Annotated in this window: 23 protein-coding genes and 1 pseudogene; 9 read left to right on the forward strand and 15 right to left on the reverse strand. The window is 67.5% G+C overall.

The features are described from left to right. Window positions 1–7 precede the first annotated feature (7 nt). The gene (locus tag PDM28_RS03005) at window positions 8–967 is read right to left on the reverse strand and encodes a UDP-glucuronic acid decarboxylase family protein (protein WP_102946332.1); all 960 of its coding nucleotides are present in this window, start codon (window positions 965–967) and stop codon (window positions 8–10) included. 241 nt (window positions 968–1,208) lie between these two features. Between PDM28_RS03005 and PDM28_RS03010 the strand changes: the two genes are divergently transcribed. After that, window positions 1,209–1,787, forward strand: a complete 579-nt coding sequence (locus PDM28_RS03010) for an alpha-ketoglutarate-dependent dioxygenase AlkB family protein (protein WP_311183786.1) — start codon at window positions 1,209–1,211, stop codon at window positions 1,785–1,787. A 185-nt stretch (window positions 1,788–1,972) separates the two neighbouring features. Here the strand turns inward: PDM28_RS03010 and PDM28_RS03015 are convergent, their stop codons facing one another. Genes PDM28_RS03015 through PDM28_RS03030 form a run of 4 tightly spaced genes read right to left on the reverse strand, consistent with a single transcriptional unit; the run spans window position 1,973 to window position 5,519 of the window. Further along, window positions 1,973–2,650: an ABC-type transport auxiliary lipoprotein family protein gene (locus PDM28_RS03015; RefSeq protein ID WP_102946334.1), complete on the reverse strand. Its 678-nt coding sequence runs from the start codon at window positions 2,648–2,650 to the stop codon at window positions 1,973–1,975. Continuing rightward, window positions 2,647–3,573 (reverse strand): MlaD family protein, encoded by a 927-nt coding sequence (locus PDM28_RS03020; RefSeq protein WP_102946335.1) that lies wholly within the window; start codon window positions 3,571–3,573, stop codon window positions 2,647–2,649. Before PDM28_RS03020 ends, PDM28_RS03015 begins: the two co-directional genes overlap by 4 nt. A gap of 3 nt (window positions 3,574–3,576) precedes the next feature. After that, window positions 3,577–4,407, reverse strand: coding sequence for an ABC transporter ATP-binding protein (locus tag PDM28_RS03025; RefSeq protein WP_311183787.1), 831 nt, complete (start codon window positions 4,405–4,407; stop codon window positions 3,577–3,579). Further along, a complete protein-coding gene (locus PDM28_RS03030; protein WP_311183788.1) occupies window positions 4,407–5,519 on the reverse strand; it encodes an ABC transporter permease in 1,113 nt (370 codons plus the stop codon). Before PDM28_RS03030 ends, PDM28_RS03025 begins: the two co-directional genes overlap by 1 nt. 90 nt (window positions 5,520–5,609) lie before the next feature. On the opposite strand from PDM28_RS03030, the gene PDM28_RS03035 reads away from it, so the two are divergent. Further along, window positions 5,610–6,869 carry a threonine/serine exporter family protein gene (locus PDM28_RS03035; protein WP_311183789.1) on the forward strand — a complete coding sequence of 420 codons (1,260 nt, stop codon included), beginning with the start codon at window positions 5,610–5,612 and terminating at the stop codon, window positions 6,867–6,869. Between the two features lie 70 nt (window positions 6,870–6,939). Here PDM28_RS03035 and PDM28_RS03040 read toward each other — a convergent pair. The 3 genes and pseudogenes from PDM28_RS03040 to PDM28_RS03050 form a co-directional block, all read right to left on the reverse strand. Then, window positions 6,940–7,311 (reverse strand): annotated as a pseudogene (locus PDM28_RS03040) (H-NS histone family protein); the annotation flags it as partial. Between the two features lie 154 nt (window positions 7,312–7,465). Next, window positions 7,466–9,157: a proline--tRNA ligase gene (locus tag PDM28_RS03045; protein WP_311183790.1), complete on the reverse strand. Its 1,692-nt coding sequence runs from the start codon at window positions 9,155–9,157 to the stop codon at window positions 7,466–7,468. A gap of 61 nt (window positions 9,158–9,218) precedes the next feature. Continuing rightward, entirely contained in the window at window positions 9,219–9,599 is a 381-nt protein-coding gene (locus PDM28_RS03050; RefSeq protein ID WP_102946341.1) for a DUF4124 domain-containing protein, read from the reverse strand. A gap of 102 nt (window positions 9,600–9,701) precedes the next feature. On the opposite strand from PDM28_RS03050, the gene pssA reads away from it, so the two are divergent. Genes pssA through rimI form a run of 3 tightly spaced genes read left to right on the forward strand, consistent with a single transcriptional unit; the run spans window position 9,702 to window position 11,445 of the window. After that, window positions 9,702–10,481, forward strand: a complete 780-nt coding sequence (pssA, locus tag PDM28_RS03055) for a CDP-diacylglycerol--serine O-phosphatidyltransferase (protein ID WP_102946342.1) — start codon at window positions 9,702–9,704, stop codon at window positions 10,479–10,481. Next, complete coding sequence (locus tag PDM28_RS03060) at window positions 10,478–10,951, forward strand: hypothetical protein (RefSeq protein ID WP_425507631.1); 474 nt, start codon at window positions 10,478–10,480, stop codon at window positions 10,949–10,951. Before pssA ends, PDM28_RS03060 begins: the two co-directional genes overlap by 4 nt. Then, window positions 10,948–11,445 (forward strand): ribosomal protein S18-alanine N-acetyltransferase, encoded by a 498-nt coding sequence (gene rimI / locus PDM28_RS03065; protein ID WP_311183791.1) that lies wholly within the window; start codon window positions 10,948–10,950, stop codon window positions 11,443–11,445. Before PDM28_RS03060 ends, rimI begins: the two co-directional genes overlap by 4 nt. Window positions 11,446–11,513: 68 nt before the next feature. Here the strand turns inward: rimI and PDM28_RS03070 are convergent, their stop codons facing one another. The 3 genes from PDM28_RS03070 to PDM28_RS03080 all read right to left on the reverse strand — a co-directional run bounded on the left by PDM28_RS03070 (window position 11,514) and on the right by PDM28_RS03080 (window position 16,315). Beyond that, a complete protein-coding gene (locus tag PDM28_RS03070; RefSeq protein ID WP_311183792.1) occupies window positions 11,514–14,339 on the reverse strand; it encodes a valine--tRNA ligase in 2,826 nt (941 codons plus the stop codon). 73 nt (window positions 14,340–14,412) lie between these two features. After that, complete coding sequence (locus PDM28_RS03075) at window positions 14,413–14,838, reverse strand: DNA polymerase III subunit chi (RefSeq protein ID WP_070207670.1); 426 nt, start codon at window positions 14,836–14,838, stop codon at window positions 14,413–14,415. Next, on the reverse strand, window positions 14,825–16,315 hold the full coding sequence (locus PDM28_RS03080; RefSeq protein ID WP_311183793.1) for a leucyl aminopeptidase: 1,491 nt from the start codon (window positions 16,313–16,315) through the stop codon (window positions 14,825–14,827). Before PDM28_RS03080 ends, PDM28_RS03075 begins: the two co-directional genes overlap by 14 nt. Before the next feature lie 104 nt (window positions 16,316–16,419). Between PDM28_RS03080 and lptF the strand changes: the two genes are divergently transcribed. Continuing rightward, the gene (lptF, locus tag PDM28_RS03085; protein ID WP_102946346.1) at window positions 16,420–17,499 is read left to right on the forward strand and encodes an LPS export ABC transporter permease LptF; all 1,080 of its coding nucleotides are present in this window, start codon (window positions 16,420–16,422) and stop codon (window positions 17,497–17,499) included. Next, window positions 17,496–18,602, forward strand: coding sequence for an LPS export ABC transporter permease LptG (gene lptG / locus PDM28_RS03090; RefSeq protein ID WP_102946347.1), 1,107 nt, complete (start codon window positions 17,496–17,498; stop codon window positions 18,600–18,602). The genes lptF and lptG overlap by 4 nt, the downstream gene beginning before the upstream one ends. A gap of 30 nt (window positions 18,603–18,632) precedes the next feature. Here the strand turns inward: lptG and PDM28_RS03095 are convergent, their stop codons facing one another. Next, window positions 18,633–19,106 (reverse strand): RDD family protein, encoded by a 474-nt coding sequence (locus PDM28_RS03095; protein ID WP_311183794.1) that lies wholly within the window; start codon window positions 19,104–19,106, stop codon window positions 18,633–18,635. Window positions 19,107–19,136: 30 nt separating this feature from the next. On the opposite strand from PDM28_RS03095, the gene xerD reads away from it, so the two are divergent. After that, window positions 19,137–20,114 (forward strand): site-specific tyrosine recombinase XerD, encoded by a 978-nt coding sequence (xerD, locus tag PDM28_RS03100; RefSeq protein WP_311183795.1) that lies wholly within the window; start codon window positions 19,137–19,139, stop codon window positions 20,112–20,114. A gap of 7 nt (window positions 20,115–20,121) precedes the next feature. Here the strand turns inward: xerD and PDM28_RS03105 are convergent, their stop codons facing one another. Further along, entirely contained in the window at window positions 20,122–20,982 is an 861-nt protein-coding gene (locus tag PDM28_RS03105; protein WP_311183796.1) for a hypothetical protein, read from the reverse strand. A gap of 102 nt (window positions 20,983–21,084) precedes the next feature. On the opposite strand from PDM28_RS03105, the gene PDM28_RS03110 reads away from it, so the two are divergent. After that, complete coding sequence (locus PDM28_RS03110) at window positions 21,085–21,873, forward strand: thioredoxin fold domain-containing protein (protein ID WP_311183797.1); 789 nt, start codon at window positions 21,085–21,087, stop codon at window positions 21,871–21,873. Here PDM28_RS03110 and PDM28_RS03115 read toward each other — a convergent pair. Next, entirely contained in the window at window positions 21,845–22,174 is a 330-nt protein-coding gene (locus PDM28_RS03115; RefSeq protein WP_311183798.1) for a hypothetical protein, read from the reverse strand. The two genes, PDM28_RS03110 and PDM28_RS03115, sit on opposite strands and share 29 nt — an antisense overlap. Window positions 22,175–22,334: 160 nt before the next feature. Continuing rightward, on the reverse strand, window positions 22,335–24,416 hold the full coding sequence (locus PDM28_RS03120; protein WP_311183799.1) for a glycosyl hydrolase family 18 protein: 2,082 nt from the start codon (window positions 24,414–24,416) through the stop codon (window positions 22,335–22,337). Window positions 24,417–24,538: the final 122 nt, after the last annotated feature.

Below are 24,538 nucleotides of genomic sequence, written 5' to 3' on the forward strand. Positions count from 1 at the left end.
CGATCTGTCAGGCGCTCAACAACCCATCAAAATACGCAATCGTCCGTCGAAGCCCATCCTCCAGCTTCACCTGCGGCTCCCAACCACCCAGCTTGCTCTTCGCCAAGGTGATATCCGGCTGGCGCTGCATCGGGTCATCCTGCGGCAACGGTTTGAACACCAGCTTCGAGCCCGAATTGGTCAACGCAATCACCGCCTCGGCCAGCTCGCGAATGGTCATCTCGGCCGGGTTGCCCAGGTTGACCGGGCCGGTGAAGTCCTTATCGGTGGCCATCAACCGGATGAACCCTTCAATCAGGTCATCCACATAGCAGAACGAACGCGTCTGCTGCCCCTCGCCGTAGATGGTGATGTTCTCGCCGCGCAACGCCTGCACGATGAAGTTCGACACCACGCGCCCATCATTCGGGTGCATGCGCGGACCATACGTGTTGAAGATGCGCGCCACCTTGATGTCCAGCCCATGCTGGCGGTGGTAATCGAAGAACAACGTCTCCGCACAGCGTTTGCCTTCGTCATAGCAGGAGCGCGGGCCGATCGGGTTCACGTTGCCCCAGTATTCCTCGCGCTGCGGGTGCACGCTCGGGTCGCCATAGACCTCGCTGGTGGACGCCTGGAAGATCCGGCAGTCCAGCCGCTTGGCCAGTCCCAGCAGGTTGATCGCGCCATGGACCGAGGTCTTGGTGGTCTGCACCGGGTCATGGCTGTAATGCACCGGCGAGGCGGGGCAGGCCAGGTTCCAGATCTCGTCCACTTCGATATACAGCGGGAAGGTGACGTCGTGGCGCAGGAATTCGAAGTGCGGGTTGCCCAGCAGGTGCGCGATGTTGCGCTTGGTGCCGGTGAACAGGTTGTCCGCGCAGACCACTTCGTGGCCCTGGCCGAGCAGGCGCTCGATCAGGTGCGAGCCGAGGAAACCCGCACCGCCGGTGACCAGGATGCGCTTGGTGCTGTCATGACTTCTCATTCGGGGTCTCTGGCTGTGGGCGGCGGGGTGGGGGCCGCTGGTCGCGAGTAGGGGAAAGGGGGCCATTGTAGGCGGGTGGGGTGTGCGGGGCGTAGCGGTGGTCGCGCGGGGTGGGGTTGTTTCGATTGAGGTCCATGCGTTACCGGGCGTTGCGGGTCTCCGTGCGGTCGTTTGGGAACCGACCCTACCAGTGGGATTTCCGGCTGAGCTGAGTGAGTCCCCGCCGTGCTAGCGTTTGACCATGGATCTCCACCTTCCCGACGCCCAGGTGCACTGGCACCGCCATTGGCTGGCTACGCCTGCCGCCGACGCGCTGCAGCGCCAGCTGCGCGGGGAGGTGCCGTGGGAGGTGCACAAGATCAGGATGTTTGGCCGGCAGGTGGATTCGCCGCGGCTGAGTTGCTGGATGGGGGATCCGGCGGCGCGCTACCGGTATTCGGGTACGGACTTCGTGCCGCATGCGTGGCATCCGGCGCTGGTGCCGTTGCGAGACGCGTTGGGCGAGTTCTGCGGGCAGGCATTCAACAGCGTGCTGCTGAACTGTTACCGGGATAACGATGACGGGATGGGGTGGCATAGCGACAATGAGCCGGAGCTTGGGCCTACGCCGGTGATTGCGTCATTGAGCCTGGGTGCTGCGCGCCGGTTCCTGCTGCGGCGGCGGGATGATCACACGCGCAAAGCCGAGGTGACGTTGGGTCATGGCGATCTGTTGATCATGGGAGGGCGGACGCAGTCGTTCTATCAGCATGCGTTGCCGAAGAGCGCGCGGCCTTTGGCCGAGCGCATCAACCTCACGTTCCGGTGGATCAACCGGTAGAGCCACGCCGCGCCGCTTGACCAGTGTGCGCCATTGAGATGAACGCGTCGCCACGCGCCCGGAAAGGGACGCATCACCCGTAGCATGCATTTGTAGCGTGGCTGCGCGGTGTACGGGCCGTTCCAGCCACGCAGGGCGTGGCTCTACCGATGATCGGCCTTACACCCTCGATGTGCGTGACGCAGTCAGCGCAGGCGTGAGGGAATCACCGTCGCCGTCTTGCTGTCATTCTGCCCGGTCACCAACGTCCAACCCACCAGCTCACGGGTCACTTCCTCCAACCCCTTCTCCAGCGCATGCGCCACGTCACCGGTCGCCGTGCTCCCCACCGGCTGTTCCTGCCGGAACGTCCGATCGGCAACAACCCGCTGGTCAATCACATGGATCAGCTTGGCGTTGATCTCGATCAGCGCGGTCGGCGTCGCCTGGCCCCGGTAGTCCGACTCGAACCGTCGTACATCCAGCGCCAGCTTGTAGTCGGCGCGGATACCAGTAGTGGCGCGCGCCACCCCGGTAATGCGGCCGGAATCCTCGAAGGCGCGCACCAGTGCGTCGTCCACCATGTCGGTGGCGGGCTGCGCCCAGCTCACACCCTTGTAGACCTCCAGCTCGCCGGGGTTCGGGCGCACGTTGATGCGCGGGCTGTCGACCACGCGTGCAGCGGTCGGCTTGACCAGCACCAGCGCCCAGTCGACCTTCGGCCACGACGGGTCGGGCTGCACGCGCACCACCGGCGAATAGATGGTGACCTGGCTGCGCTCGCCGCCGCCCAGCAACGAGGAGCAGGCGCCCAGCGCGATCATCAGTGCCGCCGGCAGCAGCAGGCGGGGTAGGGAGGCGGGAAGAAGCGGCATGCGGCTCATTTGGGTTCGAACTCCTTCGGCGCGTCACGGCCGAGCAGGTAGCGGGCCGGGTTGTTGTCCAGTTTGTCGCTGACCCGGCGCAGGTCGCGGATCAGTCCGCGCAGTTCGGTCAGGGTCGGGCCGAGCTGGGCCAGGCCGTCGTTGGCGAAGCTGTTGATCGCCGCCCGGTTCTCGCCAAGGATGGAATCGGCACTGCCGGCCGCCGAGTCGAGCTTGGTCAGGGTGGTTTCCAGCTTGTCCAGGATCGGCGGCAGCTGCTGCACCAGGTTGGTGTCCAGGCGCTTGATGGTGCCGTTGGTGGTCTTGAGCGTGTCGTCCAGGCTGCGCGCGGCGTCACGCGCGCTCATCAGCAGTGCCTGGGTGCCCTGGTCGCGGTCGGCCAGGCCGCCGCTGATGGTCTCCAGATTGGCCAGGGTGGCGTTGATGCTGGCCACGTTGCGGTCGCTCAGCACCTGGTCCATGCGCTCGACGATGCGGTTGGCCACGTCGGTGATGTTCTGCAGCGCCGAAGGCGTGGTCGGAATGATCGGGGCCGGGTCGCGGTTCACCGCGGTCAGCGCCTGCGCCTGCGGGGTGCCGCCGCTGAGCTGGATGATCGAGGGACCGGTCAGGCTGGTGATGGCCAGCTTGGCGCGGGTGTCGGTCTTGACCGGCGTGTTGGAGTTCAGGCGGATGCGGGCCACCACCTGGCGCGGGTCGTCCGGCACCAGGTTGAGTTCGGTGATCGAGCCGACCGCGATGCCGTTGTACTGCACCGGGCTGCCCACGGAGAGGCCGGTGACGGCCTCGCGGAACACCACGCGATATTCGGTCCAGGTGCGGTCGGAGGAGTACTTGGCCGCCCACAACCCGAACGCCAGCAGTGCCAGCCCGACGATGATGGTGAAGGCGCCGATCAGTACGTAATTGGCTTTGGTTTCCATGGCTTACTCGCTCTTCTGCTTTGCGTCGCGTGCAGCACGCGCGCGCGGTCCGTGGAAATATTCCTGGATCCACGGATGGTCCAGTTGTTCGATCTCGTGCAACGGGGCGTTGGCGATCACCTTGCGGTCGGCCAGTACCGCCACGCGGTCGCAGATCGCATACAGCGTGTCCAGGTCGTGGGTGATCAGCATCACGGTCAGGCCCAGCGCTTCCTGCAGGGTCTTGATCAGGCGGTCGAAGGCGGCCGCGCCGATCGGGTCGAGCCCGGCAGTGGGTTCATCCAGGAACAGCAGGGGCGGGTCCAGCGCCAGCGCACGGGCCAGGCCGGCGCGCTTGCGCATGCCGCCGGACAGCTGCGAGGGCAGCTTGTTGATCGCATCGGCGGGCAGGCCGGCCAGTTTCACCTTGAGCAGGGCCAGCTCGTAATGCCAGCGCTCGGGCAGCTCGCCGTGGTGTTCCTTCAGCGGCACCTGCACGTTCTCGCCGACGGTCATCGAGGAGAACAGCGCGCCGTCCTGGAACAGTACGCCGGTGTTGCGTTCGATGTGCAGGCGGTCGGCGCGGTTGTCCGAACGTGCGTCCACGCCGAGCACTTCGATCTGGCCTTCGTCGGGATGGCGCAGGCCGAGGATGCTGCGCATCAGCACCGACTTGCCGGTACCCGAGCCGCCGACCACGCCGAGGATCTCGCCGCGGCGCACGTCCAGGTCCAGCCCGTCGTGCACGACCTGGCTGCCGAAGCGGTTGGTGAGCCCGCGCACGCGGATCGCCAGCCCTTGCTCGTCGGCCAGTTCGGTGCGGGTGTCTTGTTCAGGGGCGGCCGTGGTCGTCATCACCAGTCCATGTGCATGAACCACAACGCGGCGAACGCGTCGATGATGATCACCAGCGAGATGGTCTGCACCACGCTGGACGTGGTGCGCTCGCCGACCGACTGCGCGGTGCCTTCCACCTTGAGGCCTTCCAGGCAGCCGATCAGGCCGATCACCGCGGCGAACACCGGCGCTTTGGCCAGGCCCACCAGCATGTGCCGCACTTCGATGGTGTCGTGCAGGCGCGCCAGGTACATCTGCGGCGGGATGTCCAGGTCGAACGCGCCGACGGTGACGCCGCCGGCCAGGCCGGCGATCATCGCGATGAAGGTCAGCAGCGGCAGGGTGATGAGCAGCGCGATCAGGCGCGGCAGCACCAGCAGGTCGACCGGGTCCAGGCCGAGGGTCTGGATCGCGTCGATCTCCTCGCGCGCCTTCATCGAGCCGATCTGCGCGGTGAACGCGCTGGCGGTGCGGCCGGCCAGCACGATGGCGGTGAGCAGCACGGCGAATTCGCGCAGGAAGGCGATGCTGACCAGTTCCACCACGTAAATTTCGGCGCCGAAGTCGCGCAGGATGGTCGAGCCAAGGAACGCGATCACCGCGCCGACCAGGTAGGACAGCAGCGCCACCAGCGGCACCGCGTCCAGGCCGACCTGCTCCATGTGGTGCACGGTCGAGGTGAGCCGGAAACGACGCGGTTCGCGGATCAGGCGCCCGGCCTTGACCAGGTTCTCGCCGAGGAAGCTGGCCAGCGCCACGATGTTGTGTCCGGTGGCATGCACGCTGACGCCGAGGCGCTCGAGTGCGGCCAGCACGCCGAAGTCGCGCTTGGCCTTGGGGCGGTCGTCGGCGACCTCTTCAATGGTGCAGACCAGCGCGCGGTGTTCTTCGCGGAAGGTGAGTGCGTCTTCGCCGAGGTCGGCGCGATGGGCCACGCGCAGCACCTGCAGCACGCCGGCCGAGTCCAGCTGGGTGATGCCGCTGGCGTCGATCCCGGTGACCTTTTCCGGCCCGGCGCGCAGGACTTCGGCCGCATCCAGCGCGGTGCGCAACGTCCACTGGCCAGACAAGAGGATCTTGCCGGGGTCCTGTGGATCCTGTTCGAGGTGGGGGGCGTTGTCGGGCGTCATGGCGTCTCCACGCAGCATAACCTGTCTACGTGTAGACCCCGTAGTGCCGGCCGCTGGCCGGCTCCTCGGATGCGGGTAATACTACGCCGCATGTCTGCCGACGCACCCGCCATTGCAACCCCTCCGGCCACCTACGCACAGCGGGTGGCTTTCGTGTCCGAAATCGCCGGGCGGCTGCACAGCTACGGCACCACCGCCCAGCGGCTGGAGGCCGCGGTAGTGGCGCTGGCGCAGCGGCTGGACCTGGACTGCGAGCCCTGGTCGAATCCGACCGGGTTGATCCTGAGCTTCAGCGACCCGACCAAAGCGATCGGTTCGTCGGACATCACGCGCGTGATCCGGCTGGCACCGGGCGAAAACGACCTGCACAAACTCAGCATTGCCGACCAGATCACCGACGCGGTGGCCAACGGCACCATGAGCATCGCCCAGGGCCACACCGCACTGCGGCAACTGGACAAGGACCCCGGCCGGCGCGGCAAGATCCGCATGATCCTGTCCTACAGCCTGGGCGCGGCCGGCGTGGCGGGGCTGTGGAAGCTGCCCTGGCTGGATATCGCCACGGCCGGCGTGATCGGGCTGCTGATCGGCCTGATGACGCTGATCACCGACCGTCGCCCGGCCAGCCGCGAGGCGAGCGAGGCATTGGCCGCATTGCTGGCCGGTACCGTTGCGGCGCTGGTGGCTTCGTTCGTGGGCGCGCTGAACCTCAATACGGTGATCATCGCCTCGCTGGTGGTGATGCTGCCCGGCATGTCGCTGACCAACGCGGTGAATGAACTGGCCAGCCAGCACTGGGTATCGGGCACGGCGCGTTTCGCCGGTGCGATCACCACCATTCTGAAACTGACCGTGGGTGCGGTGATCGCGGTGACGCTGTCGGGCATTTTCGGCCTGGACCCGCTGGTGCGCGCGTCGCGACCGCAGGATGCGTGGGTGGAATGGAGCGCGCTGCTGCTGGCGGCATTCGCGTTCGCGATGCTGTTCAAGGCCAGCCGTCGCGATTATCCGTGGGTGATTGCCGCGTCGGTGGCCGGGTATGCGATTTCAAAATTCGCCGGGCAGGCATGGGGTATGCCGGCAGGGATTTTCATGTCGGCGATGGTGATGACCGCGGCGGGTAATCTGTTCGGGCGGCTGGTGCAGCGCCCGGGGGCGATCATCCGGCTGCCGGGCATCATCATGCTGGTGCCGGGCAGTACCAGCCTGCGCGGGGTGCTGACCCTGGTGCAGCAGCAGGACATGGGCGCGGGGCAGGTGGTGCTGATGACCGTGTTGAATGTGGTGATGGCGCTGGTGGCGGGGTTGCTGTTTGGCAACCTGCTGTTCCCGGCGCGAAAGAATCTGTGAGTTTCTGAAACAAAAAAACGCCGGCATGTTGCCGGCGTTTTCAATGCGTGCGCCATCGGCGCGCCGCTTACTTCTTGATCAGGAAATCTTCCAGCTTCTTGCCCTTGGTGGTGTGCGCGGCCAGCCAGCGCGGCTGCTTGCCACGACCGGTCCAGGTTTCCTTGGGATTGGCCGGGTTGCGGTACTTCGGGGCAACCTTGCCAAGCACGCGAACCGGCTTGGCCGGCGCGGCCTTGGTCGCCTTGCCGGCGCGGCCGCGGGTGGGGGCCGCAACGCCCGCCACTTCTTCAAGGGTGTAGCCGTTGGCCTTGGCCAGCTTGCTCAACTGGGCCCGGACCTTGGTGAGGGCCGGACGCTTTGCGACGATGGTCTGCTGCTTCTTGGCGTTCTTGATCAGGGCGCCCAGCTCTTTGGCGGACAAACCACTCAGGTCAATACTCATCAACTACTCCGGAATCTAAAAAGAACGGCGGGGTGTGGCCAGTCCCTGGCATCGGCAACAGCATACATTCTCATTTGCCGCATGCACAGCCAGTAGGAATAATCAATGGAAATGGGACAATTAAATGCCGGGGTCTTTCACCCGGCATCCGTCATCATTTCGCAAACTTCGCCATCAGCCCGGCGCGGTCCAGGCTTTCCGCTTCACTGGCCGTGCGTGCACGGTATTCGAACGTGCCGGCAGCCAGGCCACGTTCGGACACCACCACGCGGTGCGGCACGCCGATCAGTTCGATGTCGGCGAACATGTTGCCCGGGCGCAGGCCACGGTCGTCCAGCGCCGCATCCAGACCGGCAGCCTGCAGCTCGGCGAGCAGATCGGCGGCGGCAGCGGAAACGCTTTCGTCCTGCTTCGGGTTGATCACGCACACCACCACCTGCCACGGCGCCATCGCGTCCGGCCAGATAATGCCCGCGTCGTCATGGTTCTGCTCGATCGCCGCAGCGACGATGCGCGAAATACCGATGCCATAGCAGCCCATGGCCATGACCTGCGCCTTGCCGTTTTCATCGAGCACGGTGGCATTCAAGGCCTGCGCATACTGGCGACCGAGCTGGAACACATGGCCCACTTCAATGCCACGGGCCACGCGCAGTTCCCCGCCGTCGGCGGCGCGGTCGCCTTCCTTCGCGTTGCGGATATCGGCCACTTCCGGCTCGGGCAGGTCGCGGCCCCAGTTGACGCCGGCAATGTGGAAACCGACTTCATTGGCGCCGACGACAAAGTCGGCCATCGCTGCAACGTCGCGATCGGCCACGACGCGGATCGGCTGGGCGGGATTGAGCGGGCCCAGGAAGCCCGGCTCGCTGCCCAGGTGCGTGGCGATTTCCGCTTCACCGGCCATGCGGTAGCCCTGCAGGCCGTCCACCTTGCCCAGTTTGATTTCATTGACGTCGTGGTCGCCGCGCACCAGCGCCAGCACGAAGCCGGCCTCGGTCATTACCGCGATGGACTTCACCGTGCGCGAAAGCTCGATGCCGAGCAGGGCGGCCACTGCTTCGCAGGTCTTCTGGGTGGGGGTTTCCACCTTGCGCAGCGCCTCGCCGGCGGCCGCACGCGGGCCGGGGGCTGCGGCAACGGCCGCTTCCATGTTGGCCGCGTAGTCCGAACCGGTGGAGAACACCAGCGCGTCTTCGCCGGAGTCGGCGATCACGTGGAATTCCTGCGAGGCGTCGCCGCCGATCGCGCCGGAATCAGCCTGCACCATGCGGAAGTCCAGGCCCAGGCGGGTGAACACGCGGGCGTAGGCGGCCTTCATGTTCTCGTACTCGCGCACCAGGCACTCGTCGTCCAGGTGGAAGGAGTAGGCGTCCTTCATCAGGAACTCGCGCGCGCGCATCACGCCGAACCGCGGGCGGATCTCGTCGCGGAACTTGGTCTGGATCTGGAAGAAGTTGACCGGCAGTTGCTTGTAGCTGGACAGCTCCTGGCGCGCGAAATCGGCCGCGGCCTCTTCAGCGGTGGGGCTGTAGCAAAACACCTGGTCCTTGCGGTCCTTGATCTTGAGCAGCTGCGGTCCGAACTTTTCCCAGCGGCCGGTGGCTTCCCACAGCTCCTTGGGCTGGATGGTCGGCACCTGAAATTCCACGGCGCCGGCATTTTCCATTTCCTCGCGCACGATGCGCTCGACCTTGCGCAGCACGCGCAGGCCCAGCGGCGACCAGATGTACAGCCCCGAGGCCAGCTTGCGGATCATGCCCGCGCGCAGCATCAGCCGGTGGCTGGTGAGCTCGGCATCGCTGGGGGTTTCCTTGGTGGTACGCAGGTGGAACTGGGAGAGGCGCATCGTCGGCTTCGCTGAACGGCGGAAACCTATATTCTGACACGACCCTCCCGTGTATGGCCTGTCAGGCCGCCGGCTTGCAGTACGCCTTGATGGCTGCTTCAGCCAGGCCCTTCTGGGCCGTGCGCTGGTCCGCGTCCAGCGCCTTGTCGGGCTTGCCGTCGCCGTCGGTGTCCTGCATCACATCGCCCTTGCCGTTGAGCAGGGTCAGGTTGTTGCGGGCATTGGTGCAGTCGGTCGACTCGGCGGGGGCCGCTGCCTTGGCCGTGACGGGGCCGGCGGCCGGGTCGCGGTTCTGGATCTGGCGCTGCTCGGCCTGCTGGCCGGTGGGCGGCTTCTCGGAATACTGGGTGACGCCATTGGCGTCTTTCCACTTGTAGACGTTTCCGGCGCTGGCCGTAGCGCTGGCGAGCAGCAGGCAGCACACGAGGGGCAGGGCACGCATGGCAACTCCGGGCAGCAAGGGGTCAGGTGCGCGATTGCAGCATTCCCGCCCGGCGCTGGCAAGCCTCCCCCCAAACCGGGCCGCAGCCACTAAACTGGCCGCATGGATCAGATGAAACCCCCGCCGCGCTCGCGCAGCATTTACCTGTTGCCCAACCTGTTCACCACGGCCGGCCTGTTCGCGGGGTTCTACGCGATCATCGCCGCCGCCAATGGCGACTTCGTCAATGCCGCCATTGCGGTGTTCGTGGCGGCGGTCATGGACGGCCTGGACGGCCGCGTGGCCCGGCTGACCGGCACCAGCAGCGAATTCGGCGTGCAGTACGACTCGCTGGCCGACCTGGTGAGCTTCGGCATGGCCCCGGCGCTGGTGATGTACCACTGGTCGCTGTCGTGGCTGAAGTTCGACGACCCGATCATGGGGCGGGTCGGCTGGGCGGTGGCGTTCCTGTATGCGGCCTGCGCGGCGCTGCGCCTGGCCCGCTTCAACACCCAGGTCAGCGTGGTCGACAAGCGCTGGTTCATCGGCCTGGCCAGCCCGGCGGCGGCCGGGTTGATGATGTCGTTCGTATGGGCCTTCGCCGACGGCGCGCTGGGCTGGGACGGCAATGAACTGCGCTACGTGGCGCTGGGCGTGACCCTGATTGCCGCCCTGCTGATGGTCAGCCGGATCCGCTTCTGGAGCTTCAAGGGTGGCGGCGAGAAGGGCCCGCGCGCCGACCGCGTGCCGTTCCTGGCACTGGCGCTGGTGCCGATCGCCATCGCGATCATGGTCATCGACCTGCCGCGCGTGCTGTTCGCGATGGGCGTGATCTATGCGCTGTCCGGCCCGGTCAGCTGGATCTGGCAGCGCACCCGCAAGTCGGCCGAGCCGACCGCGTGAGCGCGCCGGCCGCCCCGCCACTGTGGACCCCCGCCCAGCAGTCCTGGCTGCAGGCGATGGGGTACACGGTGTTCGTGGACGGCAGCGTTGAAGCGGCCCCCGAACCGGTGGTAGAGCTGGGCGCAATACCGGTAGAGCCGGGCCCTGCCCGGCTGAACGAAGCCAATCCCCGTCAGGACGCAATCCCCACCCGCGACCCGGGTCCGGCCACCCCCCCACGCCGCAACGCGCCGCCGGCCGAAGCTCCCGCCGCGCCCACGCCCACCCGCACCGGCACCCGCCGCCCGGCCGTCCGCATGCCGCCGCCGCTGCAGATCGCCCTGCTGCGCGCGTCCGGCTGCAATCCGAACGATCCTGACACCCAGGCGTTGATGGCCAGCTGGAACCTGGACGAGCTGCGCGGCAACGCGGCCGCCAAGCGCGCGCTGTGGCCGCAGTTGAGGGCACTGCGCAAGCGGGGCACCGCGTGAGCGCGGTCAGCTCGCCGCGCCCGCCGGCGCTGCGCGCACTGCGCGAGGCCGATCTTGATGCGGTGATGGAAATCGAACTGCGCGGCTACCCGTTCCCGTGGACGCGCGGCATCTTCGTGGATTGCCTGCGCGCGGGGTATCCGGCGTTGGCGATGGAAAATGATGGGGTGCTGGTCGGCTATGGCGTGCTCAGCATCGCTGCCGACGAAGCGCATGTACTCAATGTCTGCATCGATCCGTACAGCCAGACCCGTGGCCTGGGGCGGAGACTGTTCCGCGCGCTGGTGAAGCTGGCGCGCGACCACGGCGCGCAGCGCGTGTTCCTGGAAGTGCGCCCGTCCAACACGCCCGCGGTGGCGCTGTACCACAGCGAAGGATTCAATGAGATTGGCCGTCGGCCGCGGTATTACCCGGCCAAGGACGGACGCGAAGATGCGCTGGTGATGGCGATGGAACTGGTGGACGACGACATCACGGTGATGCCGCCGTTGTGATCGGCGCAGCCACGCAGGGCGTGGCTCTACCCGAAGGTGGCGACAAACGCCGCCACCCCGATTCCTGATTACAACTTCGCGCGCTGCGCAACCAACCCTTCCAACTGCGTGGTCCATTCGACCAGGCGCACGCGCTCCTGCTCGACCACGGCGGCCGGCACCTTGTCGGTGAACTTGGAGAGCTTCATCGCGCTCTTCTCCTTCTCCGATTCCACCCGGCCGATTTCCTTGTCCAGGCGGGCGCGTTCGGCGCCCAGGTCGACCAGGCCTTCCAGCGGCACCAGCAGCTTCAGCTCGCCGACGATGGCGGCGGCCGCCGGCGGGGTGTCCGCGTCGGCAGCCAGCCATTCGATGCGTTCCAGCTTGAGCAGGAACGACAGCGACGAGGTGAAGCGCGCAACACGGTTGCGGTCCTCTTCACTGCCACCCTGCAGCAGCAGCGAGACCTGCTTGGCCGGCGGCAGGTTCAGTTCACTGCGCACGCGGCGCAGCGCGTTGACCATCGACTTCAGCCATTCCACGTCCGCTTCGGCGCGCGCGTAGTCCCCGGCGAATTCCCCGGCGGTCGGGTAGGCGCGCAGCGAAATGGTGTCCGCGTCCAGGCCCAGGCGCGGGGCGACCTGGCGCCACAGCTGCTCGGTCACGAACGGGGTCAGCGGGTGCAGCAGGCGCAGCAGCGCTTCCAGCACGTACAGCAGGGTGTGGCGGGTGCTGGCCGCATCCTCGGCGTTGTCGCCGTTGAGCGCCGGCTTGGTCAGTTCCAGGAACCAGTCGCAGAACTCGTTCCAGGCGAACTCATACAGCGCCTGCGCCAGCAGGTCGAAACGGTAGTTGGCGTAATGCCCCTGCGCTTCGGCCGACACGGCTGCCAGTCGCGCCAGGATCCAGCGCTCGGCGTCGGTACGCGGTTGCGGCACGCCGTTGAACTGCGCACCTTCGGTGTTCATCAGGGTGAAGCGGCTGGCGTTCCACAGCTTGTTGCAGAAGTTCTTGTAGCCCTCGGCGCGGCTCATGTCGAACTTGATGTCGCGGCCATGGGTGGCCAGCGCGGCGATGGTGAAGCGCAGCGCGTCGGCCCCGTGGGCGATGATGCCGTCCGGGAAATCCTTGCGGGTCTGCTTCTCGATCTTCGGCGCGTCCTTGGGCTTCATCAGCCCGGTGGTGCGCTTGGCGACGAGGTCGTCGATGGAAATGCCGTCGATGATGTCCAGCGGGTCGAGCACGTTGCCCTTGGACTTGGACATCTTCTGGCCCTGCGCATCGCGGATCAGGCCGGTGATGTAGACGTCCTTGAACGGGATCTTCCCGGTGAAGCTGTCGGTGGCCATGATCATGCGCGCCACCCAGAAGAAGATGATGTCGAACCCGGTGATCAGCACCGAGGACGGCAGGTAGCGCTCGAAACCACGCTCGGCCATGGCCTGCTCGTTCGGCCAACCCAGGGTCGAGAACGGCCACAGCTGCGAGGAGAACCAGGTCTCCAGCACATCGCTGTCCTGGCGCAGCACCACGTCCGCGCCCAGCCCGGCGCGCGCGCGCGCGTCGGCTTCGTCGCGGCCCACGTAGCAGGTGCCGGCCTCGTCGAACCATGCCGGAATGCGGTGGCCCCACCAGAGCTGGCGGCTGATGCACCAGTCCTGGATGTTTTCCATCCAGTGGCGGTAGGTGTTGATCCAGTTGGCCGGGACGAACTGGATCGAACCGTTCTCCACCAATTCCAGGCCGCGCTTGGCCAGCGCGTCCATCTTCACGAACCACTGGTCGGTCAGGTACGGCTCGATCACCTGCTGGGTGCGGTCGCCACGCGGCACCTGCAGCTTGTGCGCCTTGGTTTCGACCAGGATGCCCAGCGCTTCCAGCTCGGCCAGGATCACCTTGCGCGCTTCGTAGCGGTCCAGGCCGCGGTACTTCTCCGGGGCGTTGTCGTTGATCGCCGCCACCGGAGTGAACAGGTTGATCATCGGCAGGTTGTGGCGCAGGCCGACCTGGTAATCGTTGAAGTCGTGCGCCGGGGTGACCTTGACCACGCCGGTGCCGAACGCACGGTCCACGTACTCGTCGGCGATCACCGGCACGCTGCGCCCGGTCAGCGGCAGGGTGACGCTGCGGCCGATCAGGTGCGCGTAGCGCTCGTCTTCCGGGTGCACCATCACGGCGGTATCGCCCAGCAGGGTTTCCGGGCGGGTGGTGGCCACGACCAGGTACGGGCGGGTTTCGCGCAGCGTCTCGACGCCGTCGACGTCGCGCTCGACGTGCTCGTAGCTGGCACCGTCTTCCAGCGCGTAGGCGATCGACCACAGGAAGCCGTCTTCCTCCACGCTTTCCACTTCCAGGTCGGAAATGGCGGTCTTCAGCACCGGGTCCCAGTTGACCAGGCGCTGGCCACGGTAGATCAGGCCCTGCTCATGCCAGCGCAGGAACGCCTCGACCACGGCTTCGGACGGCTGCGGGTCCATGGTGAAGGTGCTGCGCGACCAGTCGGCCGAGGTGCCCATGCGGCGCATCTGGCGCTCGATGATGTCGCCCGACTGCGCCTTCCATTCCCACACCTTCTCGATGAAGCCCTCGCGGCCCAGCGAGTCGCGGCTTTCGCCGTTGCCGGCCAGCGCCAGGTTGCGCGAGACCACCATTTCAGTGGCGATGCCGGCGTGGTCGGTGCCCACCTGCCACAACGTGTCGTAGCCGCGCATGCGGTGGTAGCGCACCAGCGCGTCCATCAGGGTCTGCTGGAAGGCATGGCCCATGTGCAGCGTGCCGGTCACGTTCGGCGGCGGCAGCAGGATGGTGTACGGCTCGCCCTTGCCGGACGGCTTGAAGTGCCCGGCCTTCTCCCAGGCGTCGTACAGCGCCGTTTCGAAGGTCTTGGGGTCGTAGCTGGAGGCAAGTTGGGTCATGCGGGGGCAACCAGGAGGCAATGAATAAAGGATCAGGGCGCCGGCCGGCCCGATCAAGGGCGCCGGCACGGGCTTACATGTCGTACTTGTTCAGGGTGAAGTCCAGCGCCTTGTACTGGCGCCAGCGCTCGCGCAGCGGTTCGCGCGCGGCCGGGTCGGCCGGCACCACTTCCAGCACCCGGTCGCAGGCGCCCAGGTACGGGTCGTCGCGCAGGTTGATCACCAGCGGCCGCGACGGGGCCGTGCTGCCGGGTACCGCGATCAGCACCAGGGCTTCTTCCTCGTCGGCGTCTTCCCCGGCGATCTGGTGCGGAATGTAGGCATCGTCGTCGAACGACCACAGCAGCTCGTCCAGCTCCTCGGCCTGGGCCTGGTCGCGGGCCAGCACCAGGGTCTGCAACCCGGCGTCGTTGGCCTTGCGGGCCAGCTCGCAGACCAGGCGCAGCGGTTCGGTCAGGAACCGCGGCTTGGCGATCAGGTAGAAATCAGCCCGCGACATGGGCGCGGCCGGCCTGGTCCAGCAGCCACTGGGTCAGCAGGCCGACCGGGCGGCCGGTGGCCATGCCACGCTTGCCTTCGTCGCTGGCCACGCCGGCGATGTCCAGGTGCGCCCAGCGCTGGCCTTCGGTGAAGCGCGACAGGAAGCAGCCGGCGGTGATCGCACCGGCCCAGCGGCCGCCGATGTTGTAGACGTCGGCGAAGCTGGAATCCAGCATCGGCTGGTACTCGTCCCACAGCGGCAGGCGCCAGGCGCGGTCGAACACGTGCTCGCCGGCGGCCAGCAGCTCGTTGGCCAGGTCGTCGTGCTTGGTCATCAGGCCGGCGGTCTGGTGGCCCAGCGCGACCAGGCAGGCGCCGGTCAGGGTGGCCACGTCGACCAGTGCGGCCGGCTCGAAGCGCTGCGCGTAGGTGAGCGCGTCGCACAGGATCAGGCGGCCTTCGGCGTCGGTGTTGCCCACTTCGATGGTCTTGCCCGACATCGAGGTGATCACGTCGGACGGACGGTAGGCATTGCCGTCGATGGCGTTTTCCACCGCCGGCACCACCACCACCAGGTTCAGCGGCAGCTTGGCGGTGACCGCAGCGACGAAGGTGCCGATGACGTTGGCGCCACCGCACATGTCGTACTTCATTTCCTCGATGCCGCCCTGGGTCTTCAGGTTCACGCCACCGGTGTCGAAGGTGATGCCCTTGCCGACCAGCACGTACGGCTTGGCGCTGCCGCCGTTGTTCCACTTCAGCACCACCATGCGCGGGCGGTTGGCCGAGCCACGGGCCACGGCCAGCAGCGAGCCCATGCCGAGGGCTTCCATGGCGGTTTCGTCCAGGATCTCGGCTTCGGCGCCGGCGTGGGCCTGGGCGAAGGCGACCGAGGACTCGGCCAGGTAGGCCGGGGTGCACAGGTTCGGCGGCAGGTTGCCCAGCTCGCGGGCATGCTGCACGCCGGCGGCGATGGCCTGGCCCTGCAGCAGCGCCTGGGCGTCGGTGCCGGCGATGGCCAGCGTGGCCAGGCCCGGGGCCTCCGGCTTCTTGGTGCCCAGGGTGGCGGTGTAGCGGTAGCTGGCGTGGTCGGCGGCGATCACGGCCTGGCGGATGTTCCAGGCGGCGTCGCGGCCCTTGATCTCCAGCTCGGAGAGGGTGAACAGCGCGTGGCGGACGACCCCGCTCTTCAGCGCCCGGCTGGCGTCGCCGACCGCCTTGAGGTACTGCGGCACGCCGAACTTGGCCGGTTCGCCCAGCCCGACCACCAGCACGCGCGGGGCGGACACGCCGTCCACGTCATGCAGCAGGGTGGTGGCGCCGGTCTTGCCGCTGACATCGCCGCGGGCGACCAAGGCGGCCAGGCGGCCACCGGAAGCGGCGTCCAGGGCCTGTGCCGCCGGGCTCAGGGTCTGGTCGGCGTAGGCGCCGACGATGACGCAGTCGACCTCGGCCGATGCCGGGGCTGCGTGATTCAGGGTAAATTCGAGGGCCATTGATCAGATTCCGTTGGCAAATCCGTACAATCGCGAGCTGTTTACGTCCCGTCAGTAGACTGGGCAGCCACGCGAACGAATCCGAGAGTTTAAACCACCGCCCCATGTCGAAGCTCGATCGCTATCTCCTGCGTGATTTCGTCCAGAGTTTCCTGGCCACCCTGATCGTCCTGCTGGTCGTAAGCGTCGGTGGCGTGCTGGTGGACATCCTCGGCAACATCGCCGACGGCCGCCTCCCGGCCAAGCTGCTGTTCTCCCAGCTGGGCCTCCAGTTCATCGTCTACATGCCGCTGATCCTGCCGCTGGCGCTGATGCTGGGCATGCTGCTGGCGGTTGCGCGGCTGTACCGGGACTCGGAAATGGCGGTGCTGACCGCCATCGGGGTCGGGCCCAAGCGGCTGTTGCGCCCGGTGCTGATGCTGGTGCTTCCGGTGGTAGGGCTGGTGGGCCTGTGCTCGATGTGGCTGGGGCCCTGGGCCGACCGGACCAGCGAGCAGATGATCGAAAGCGCCAACCGCAGCCTGGTCATGGCCGGGCTGGAGTCGGGCAAATTCACCATGCTGCCCAACGGCGGGGTGGTCTACCTGTCCTCGGTGAGCCCGGACGGCAGCGGCCTGGGCCGGATCTTCCTGCAGCGTTCGCGCGGGGACCGGATCGAGGTGGCGTCGGCCGCCAGCGGCAAGATGTTCTTCGAAGGCGACCGCCAGCGCTACCTGCAGCTGGACGACGGGCACCAGATCGAGGGCCCGGCCAACGGTGGACTGGACTACCGCCTGATGCGCTTCGCCCGCAACGACGTGGCCCTGCCCGACGGCGCCGTCACCCGCGACGAGAAAGACCCGGAGTTGCTGCCGACCACCCAGCTGTTCGGCGACGCGCGCCCGGAGGCGCAGGCGCAGCTGCATTCGCGCATCACCCCGCCGCTGATCGCGCTGGCATTCGCGCTGATGACCGTGCCGCTGGCGCGCAGTTCGCCGCGCCAGCAGCGCTATGGCCGCATGATGCTGGCCTTCCTCGCTTACATGGTCGGCATGAATCTCATGTTCATTGGTACCCGCTGGATCGCCGACGGCAAGCTGTCGGGCACGGTGGGGCTGTGGTGGTTGAGCCTGCCGCTGCTGGCGCTGGCGATCTGGATGTACCTGCGTGACGGCAAGCTGTCGCGCCCGCGGAGGACCGCATGAAGCTTCTTCCGATGCGGTTCGACCTGTACCTGGGCCGGGCGGTGTTCAGCACCGTCCTGATCACCTGGGCCGTGCTGGTCGGCCTCGACGTGGTCATGGCCTTCTCCGGCGAGTTCAAGGACGTGGGCAAGGGCGGTTACACGCTCGGCCATGCGGCGGCCGGGGTGCTCTACACCGTGCCGCGCCGGGCCTACACGTTCTTCCCCACCGCGGCGGTGATCGGCGCGCTGATGGGCCTGGGCCAGATGGCCGCGACCTCCGAACTGACCGCGCTGCGCGCGCTGGGGCTGTCGCGCAAGCGGCTCAGCGCCTCGGTAGCAATCGCCCTGTCGCTGATGACCGCGGTGATGGTGGTGAACGGCGAAACGCTGGCGCCGTGGGCCCAGCAGCGCTCGGACAGCATCAAGGCCAGCGCGAAGTCCGGGCAGAGCCTGGCGTCCTCGCGCTATTCCGGGGTATGGGTGCGCGAAGGCGACACCTTCCTCAGTGCGGGCAGCGGCGACGAGCAGCTGTTGCCGGGCGCCGGCACGCGCCTGGTGCTCAACGACGTGCGTCTGTACAAGATTGCCGAAGACGGCAAGATCGCATCGCTGACCCACGCCGAATCGGTGGTGCATGACGCCAGCGGCTGGACGTTGAACAAGGTGCGTCGCGACACGTTCAATGAACGCTCGGCCACGCGCACCACGGCCGAGTCGGAGAAGTGGGATTCGCAGCTGGATGCGGGCGCGCTGGCAACGGGCTTCTCCAAGCCGCGAAACCTGGCCGCGCGCGACCTGCGCACCAGCATCGAGTACCGCAAGCGGAACGGACTGGACGCGCGCGATTACGAAGACATCTACTGGAGCCGCTGGTTCTACCCGCTCAACGTGCTGGCGCTGTGCCTGGCAGCGGTGCCGTTCGCCTTCGGTTCGCTGCGCAGCGGCGGCATGGGCAAGCGGTTGTTCCTGGGCATCCTGTTCGCACTGGGCTTCTGGCTGCTGCAGCTGTTCTTCGGGCGCATGGCCGGCGCGTTGAAGTTCGATTACCGCATCGCGTACGCGCTGCCGCCGATCGTGATGCTGGTGGTGTCGGGGATGTTGTTCCGGCGGAAGTCGGGGTAACCCCGGCCGTTGGCCGGACCACGTACCCCGTTACCGTTTCGGATTGCGTCGCAACCGTGTACCGCTTGCACGGTCGTGCCAGGTAAGACGTTCCCGGTCGACCCAGGCCCACCAGAATCCCAATCCGCCCAGCGCGGTTGAGACGGTGCTGACTGCATAGCGGATCCACAGCTGCCGCACCGTCGGCGCGCTGCCATCGGCGCCCACCACCTGCAAGCGCCACGGCCGCATCCCCAGCGTCTGCCCGCCGCGGCGCCAGCTCATCGTGGCGTACAGCCCGGTGACGACCCAGCAGCACACCCACAGCGCCCATTGCAGCGCACTGAACGGCGCGATGTTCTCCCGCGCCGCATGGCCCACCGCATAGCCGGCGGTGAACAGCGCGCCTGCCAGCATCCACAGCGCGAGCGCGGGGAAGATGTCATACACCAGCGCCAACAGCCGCCAGTGCAGCAGCGCGCTCGGGCGGGGGGTGTCGGTGGCGGCAACGGTCGGCGTGCTCATGCGCCGAGCATACCTGCGTATCCTGTGCGCATGTCCACCCCTTCAACACCCGCCGCGCGCCGCCAGCTGGTGCAGCACCTGCCCGAACTGCGTGCCGACGACGCCGCCTCGATCCGCCACTTCCTCGACGCGATCTGGGCCGAGCAGGGCTTGGCCCGGGCCAGCCTGGACAGCTATCGGCGCGACCTGGAAGGGCTGGCGCGCTGGCGCGACGGCACCGGCGGTGGCCTGGCCGGCATCGACCGCGCCGGCCTGTTCGATTACCTGGCCTGGCGCGCGAAGCACGGCTGGTCGCCGCGCAGCAATGCGCGACTGCTGTCGGCGCTGCGTGCGTTCTACGGCGACGCCCTGCGGCGCGGGCTGCGCAGCGAAGACCCCAGTGCGCTGCTGGACCCGCCGCGGCTGCCGCGGCTGCTGCCCAAGGCGCTCGCCGAAAGCCAGATCGACGCGCTGCTGGCCGCGCCCGACGTGGAGCAGCCACTCGGCCTGCGCGACCGCGCCATGCTCGAACTGATGTACGCCGCCGGCCTGCGCGTGAGCGAGCTGGTGGACCTGCCGGCCAACGCGGTCAACCTGCGCCAGGGCGTGCTGCGGGTGACCGGCAAGGGCAGCAAGGAACGGCTGGTGCCGCTGGGCGAGGAATCCCAGCACTGGCTGGAGCGCTACCTGCAGCAGGCGCGGCCGCAGATCACCGGCACCCGCAGCGTACCGGCCGCCCGCGACGGCAGCGTGCCGCTGTTCCTTGAACTGTCACTGCATCCGCTGAGCCGGCAGCAGTTCTGGGCGCTGGTGAAGAAGTACGCCGTGCTGGCCGGGATCGACCCGGTGCGGATCAGCCCGCACGGCCTGCGCCACAGTTTCGCCACCCACCTGCTCAACCGTGGCGCGGACCTGCGCGCGCTGCAGATGCTGCTCGGCCACAGCTCATTGTCCACCACCCAGATCTACACCCTGGTCGCGCGCGAGCATCTGCAGAAGCTGCACGCGAAGCACCATCCGCGCGGTTAGCGCCGCCTCAGGCGTTGGATTCACCCGGTCGCCAGTCGCGCGCCAGGCTGATGGCGCGGGGCTGGCCAACGCGGGGCGGCTTCGGCGGGGCATCGCCGGTGGGCAGCGGTCGGGCGAGAAACGCCGTGAAGCGGTCGGGGTTGTCGGGGTCGACCAGCCTGTCGGTGGCCACGCGCCCGCTCGGGCCGTCGCTGTTGGTCAGCATTTCCCGCCGCAGGTAGCGCACCACGCTCCATTCGGCGCTCATGCCCGATCCGACCGGCGCACGCGCCTGCAGCGTGTCGAACACCGCTGCCACCACCTCGGACTGACTCCGGGCGGGATCGGCGTCTGCGAGGAGGTCGGCGGTGGCCAGGACTTCCGCGCGCAGGTCCTTCAGCGAATTCAACTGGCCGTTCCAGACCGCATCGGCCAATGCCGCAAGGGCGCGGTCCTGGAACTGTTCGTTGGACGTGACCGAGGTCCTGGAACTGGTCGAGGTGCGCGATGCCAGCGACTCCAGCGATCCCGAGAGGCTTCGCGCCGCCGGCACCGGCGACGGGTTGCTGATGCGGGTCAGCATGTCGTGCATGGACCGGCTGTGTGCCATCGGCGACGCGTTCTGGTACAGCGTCTGGCGCAGGTCGGTGAGGTAGCGGGTGCGGTTGACCAGCTGCGGTTCGGATACCTGGTCCCGCCGCCATGCCTGGGTCAAACGCGCCTCCCGGTTCTGGATCGCCACCAGGGCGGTCCTGAAGCGATTGCCGTCGTGGGGCGAGCGGACACTCAGCTCCACCTTGGCCGACGTGCTGCCAAGCTGTGCCTTGAACCAGAGCAGGGAGGAGGGAATGCGCATGCGGCCGGGAATCGATTCGGGGGAAGGAATCATCGCCGGCCCCGCCGGCGGCGACTTCCAGAAATCCCTCGGCCTCACAGGCTTCGCCCGGGCGGCTGTGCGAGAATCCGCCCACTCTCTCCCGTGGATGTTCAGATGCGTCGAGTTCTTACCGTGGCCCTGTTCGGTGCGCTCAGCCTGACCGCGTGCGCCCAGCCGGCCGCCCCCGGTGCCACGCCGGCCGCCAAGCCTGGCGCCAACGCTGCCGCTCCTGCCGCCGCAGCCAATCCCAATGCCGACCAGACCGTGCGCAGCGCGCTGGCCGGGCTGGACCCGAAATTCAAGCCGGACTACATCGGCGCCGCGCCGTTCCCGGGCTTCCGCGAAGTGCTGGTCGGCGGCCAGGTGCTGTACGTCTCCGACGACGGCCGCTACCTGATGCAGTCGCAGCCCTACGACATCCAGAACCGCGCCCCGGCCAGCAGCGCCGGCCTGCTGGCCTACCGCAAGGCGCTGCTGGACAAGGCGCCGCGCGGCGATCGGATCGTGTTCGCCGCGCCCAATCCCAAGCACACCCTGACCGTGTTCACCGACATCGAATGCGGCTACTGCCGCAAGATGCACCAGGACATCCCGGAACTGAACAAGCTGGGTATCACCGTGGAATACCTGGCCTTCCCGCGCATGGGCCCGGCCAGCAAGGACTTCACCGACATGATCTCGGTCTGGTGCGCGACCGACCGCCGCCAGGCGCTGACCCATGCCAAGCAGGGCCAGCCGGTCGCGCCGAAGAACTGCACCAGCCCGGTGGCGATGCAGTACGACCTCGGCCAGCAGGTCGGCGTGAGCGGCACGCCGGCGGTGTTCGCCGCCGATGGCACCCAGTTGGGCGGTTACGTGCCGCCGGCACAGCTGGTCAAGGCGCTGGAGCGCCAGGCGCGCTGAGCCTGGCACGCCCCGGCGGTTGATACAGGGGCACGCCCCTGCCGTTGTGCAGCCAGCTGGCATTGGAGCTTGCCCGGTCGGATTCGACCGGGGCAACCCGATTGGAAAGCGTGAGAAGGGCGCAGTGGCGTAGCGGCAGGGTGGTCAGGTCGGGCGTGGTTGTCCTGCTGCCGTCGCACCAGGTCGGCTCCCAGCGGCGGGCCGCCTGCCAGTTCCTGATCGTCTTGATGGAAATGGGTTTGAGCAGCGTCCGGATTTCGATTTTGTCCCGGGCGCGCGCATTGCCGAATACAGCGGCCACGCGCAGAAGTACCGTTGGGGTTCGCAAGCTGGGCTACCACACTGGTGAGCAGGGTGGCTCATTATTCGTCGGCAACGCTCGCTGACGACTTCCATGATTCGATCAACGATTACGCCGAATCGCGCCCGAGGCCATGGCGGCCCCGGGCGCGACCTGCTCTTTACTTCAAGCCGTTGCTGATCGTGTTCACCAGCGTGCCCTGGGTGTCATCGCCGCTGAACTCCCAGAAGAACGCGCCGCCCAGGCCCTGGGTCTTCACGTAACCCATTTTCTCGGTGACCATCGCCGGGGTGTCGAAGCTCCAGAACGTGGTGCCGTTGTAGCTCCAGGTGGCGCGTGCATTGGCGTCGGTGAAGATCGGATGGTTGAGGTTCTTCAGCACCTTCCAGTCTTCAATGCCCGCTTCGTACGTACCCGCCGCTGCGCTGCCGCTCTGGTACAGCCCGTTGTTGACGTTCGGCACGTTGGTCCAGCCGCGACCGTAGAAACCGATGCCCAGGTTGAGCTTGCTGGCCGGCACGCCACGCGCGATGAAGGCTTCCATCGCATCGTTGCTGTTGTACAGCTTCGTATCGCCGGTCGACGGATCCGACGGCGAATCGAACAGCGCCGAATGGTGGCCGGTGATCGGGTCGAACGCACCGTGGAAGTCGTACGTCATCACGTTGATGTAATCGAGATAGCCGTGATACGCCGCCGGGTCGGTCACCCGGATCTTGTCGATGCCCGCGCCGACCGCCACGGTCAGCAACAGGCCCGGGCGCACCGCATCGAGCTGGCGGCGGAACTCGGCCATCAGCGCGGTGAAGTTGGCGTTGTCGGCCGCAGTACCGCAGCTCAAGCCGCACGCGACCGGGTACTCCCAGTCGATGTCGATGCCATCAAACACCCCGGCCGCCGCGCCCACGCCACCAGCACCGTCGGTCACCGGCAGGTTGCCTTTGATGTAGGCGTCGATGCACGACGCCACGAAGGCCTGGCGGTTGGCCGGCTGCGCCGCGCTGGAGAAGCCGCGCGACCAGGTCCAGCCACCGAGCGAGATCAGCACCTTCACGTTCGGATGCTTGGCCTTGAGCTGCTTGAGCTGGTTCCAGTTGCCACGCAGCGGCTGGTCCCACGTATCGGCGCTGCCGCTGACGCTTTCACCGGCCTGGAAGGCCTTGGTGTAGTCGGCGAACGCGTCGCCGCCGGCACCGGTGTTCGGGTCCGAAGGCTGGGTGACGCCCACTTCGCAGCGGTTGTTGCGCACGTTGCCGAACGCGTAGTTGATGTGGGTCAGCTTGCTGGCCGAGCCGCTGGTGTCGATGTTCTTGACCCGGTAGTTGCGGCCGTAGATGCCCCACTGGGTGAAGTAGCCGATCACCCGCTTGTTGCCACCGCCGCCACCGCCCGCTGCGGTGGTGACGCTGATCGACGCGCTCTGCGCCGAGGCGTTGCCGGCGTTGTCGCGCGCACGCACCCGGTAGGTGTAGGCGGTGCTGGCGGTCAGCCCGCCGTCGGTGTACTGGGTGGCGCTGGGCGAACCGACCAGGGCGCCGTTGCGGTATACGTCATAGCCGGCCACGCCGCTGCCGCCGCTGTTGTCGGTGGCTGCGGTCCAGGCCAGGTTGACCGTGGTGGCGGTCTTTGAGGGCGAGGACAGCCCGCCCGGCACGCTGGGCGCGGTGGTGTCATTGCTGGCCGCGTTGACGGTCACGCTCACCGTGGCCGAAGACGTCACCGCATTGTTGTTGTCGGTGGCCACTGCCTTGAAGGTGTGGGTGCCGGCCGAGGCATTGGCCCAGGTGACGCTGTAGGGCGCGCTGGTGTCGATGCCGAGCGAAGTGCCGCCCCGGAAGAATTCGACCTTGCTCACGCTGCCGTCGGCGTCGCTGGCGTTGGCGCTCACGGTAATGCTGCTGCCGGCGCTGAAGCTGGCGCCGTTGGCCGGCGAGGTCAGGCTGACGCTGGGGGCCTGGTTGCTGCCGCCGCTGTCGCAGGCGGCCAGGTTGGTGTAGTACGGCGCGCCGGCCGGATGGTCGGGCGGGGCGTTCCAGATGTCCTGGTTGGCCCGGTAGAGGATGCCGCCTTTCTGCAGCGTGCTGCCTGCCAGGTAGATCGCATTGCCGTTCCACTCGGGCACTCCGGTACAGCTCGCGGCAAGCGCGACGCCGGGGGCGAGGGTGGCCGAGGCCAGCGCAAGCGCCAGCAGCCAGCGAGGGGATAACGATGTCACCGTACTGCGCGCAATCGGGTCAGCCATGGTCGTACTCCGATCAAGGGTGGCGCTGGGCGGCGGGGTGCCGCCCAGCGGTGCAGCACGTCCGGGGCCGGTGAGAGGGGTCGGCAACAGCAGTGGGGGCGGACGGGATCCCGCCGGGCGTC

The sequence above is a fragment of the Stenotrophomonas aracearum genome (assembly GCF_031834615.1).
GTDB classification, from domain to species: Bacteria; Pseudomonadota; Gammaproteobacteria; order Xanthomonadales; family Xanthomonadaceae; genus Stenotrophomonas; species Stenotrophomonas aracearum.

Bases quoted from the DNA above. Each gene is read 5' to 3' on its own strand.
- PDM28_RS03005 (WP_102946332.1), bottom strand. From the start codon at position 967: ATGAGAAGTCATGACAGCACCAAGCGCATCCTGGTCACCGGCGGTGCG.
- PDM28_RS03010 (WP_311183786.1), top strand. From the start codon at position 1,209: ATGGATCTCCACCTTCCCGACGCCCAGGTGCACTGGCACCGCCATTGG.
- PDM28_RS03015 (WP_102946334.1), bottom strand. From the start codon at position 2,650: ATGAGCCGCATGCCGCTTCTTCCCGCCTCCCTACCCCGCCTGCTGCTG.
- PDM28_RS03020 (WP_102946335.1), bottom strand. From the start codon at position 3,573: ATGGAAACCAAAGCCAATTACGTACTGATCGGCGCCTTCACCATCATC.
- PDM28_RS03025 (WP_311183787.1), bottom strand. From the start codon at position 4,407: ATGACGACCACGGCCGCCCCTGAACAAGACACCCGCACCGAACTGGCC.
- PDM28_RS03030 (WP_311183788.1), bottom strand. From the start codon at position 5,519: ATGACGCCCGACAACGCCCCCCACCTCGAACAGGATCCACAGGACCCC.
- PDM28_RS03035 (WP_311183789.1), top strand. From the start codon at position 5,610: ATGTCTGCCGACGCACCCGCCATTGCAACCCCTCCGGCCACCTACGCA.
- PDM28_RS03045 (WP_311183790.1), bottom strand. From the start codon at position 9,157: ATGCGCCTCTCCCAGTTCCACCTGCGTACCACCAAGGAAACCCCCAGC.
- PDM28_RS03050 (WP_102946341.1), bottom strand. From the start codon at position 9,599: ATGCGTGCCCTGCCCCTCGTGTGCTGCCTGCTGCTCGCCAGCGCTACG.
- pssA (WP_102946342.1), top strand. From the start codon at position 9,702: ATGGATCAGATGAAACCCCCGCCGCGCTCGCGCAGCATTTACCTGTTG.
- PDM28_RS03070 (WP_311183792.1), bottom strand. From the start codon at position 14,339: ATGACCCAACTTGCCTCCAGCTACGACCCCAAGACCTTCGAAACGGCG.
- PDM28_RS03075 (WP_070207670.1), bottom strand. From the start codon at position 14,838: ATGTCGCGGGCTGATTTCTACCTGATCGCCAAGCCGCGGTTCCTGACC.
- PDM28_RS03080 (WP_311183793.1), bottom strand. From the start codon at position 16,315: ATGGCCCTCGAATTTACCCTGAATCACGCAGCCCCGGCATCGGCCGAG.
- lptF (WP_102946346.1), top strand. From the start codon at position 16,420: ATGTCGAAGCTCGATCGCTATCTCCTGCGTGATTTCGTCCAGAGTTTC.
- lptG (WP_102946347.1), top strand. From the start codon at position 17,496: ATGAAGCTTCTTCCGATGCGGTTCGACCTGTACCTGGGCCGGGCGGTG.
- PDM28_RS03095 (WP_311183794.1), bottom strand. From the start codon at position 19,106: ATGAGCACGCCGACCGTTGCCGCCACCGACACCCCCCGCCCGAGCGCG.
- xerD (WP_311183795.1), top strand. From the start codon at position 19,137: ATGTCCACCCCTTCAACACCCGCCGCGCGCCGCCAGCTGGTGCAGCAC.
- PDM28_RS03105 (WP_311183796.1), bottom strand. From the start codon at position 20,982: ATGATTCCTTCCCCCGAATCGATTCCCGGCCGCATGCGCATTCCCTCC.
- PDM28_RS03110 (WP_311183797.1), top strand. From the start codon at position 21,085: ATGCGTCGAGTTCTTACCGTGGCCCTGTTCGGTGCGCTCAGCCTGACC.
- PDM28_RS03120 (WP_311183799.1), bottom strand. From the start codon at position 24,416: ATGGCTGACCCGATTGCGCGCAGTACGGTGACATCGTTATCCCCTCGC.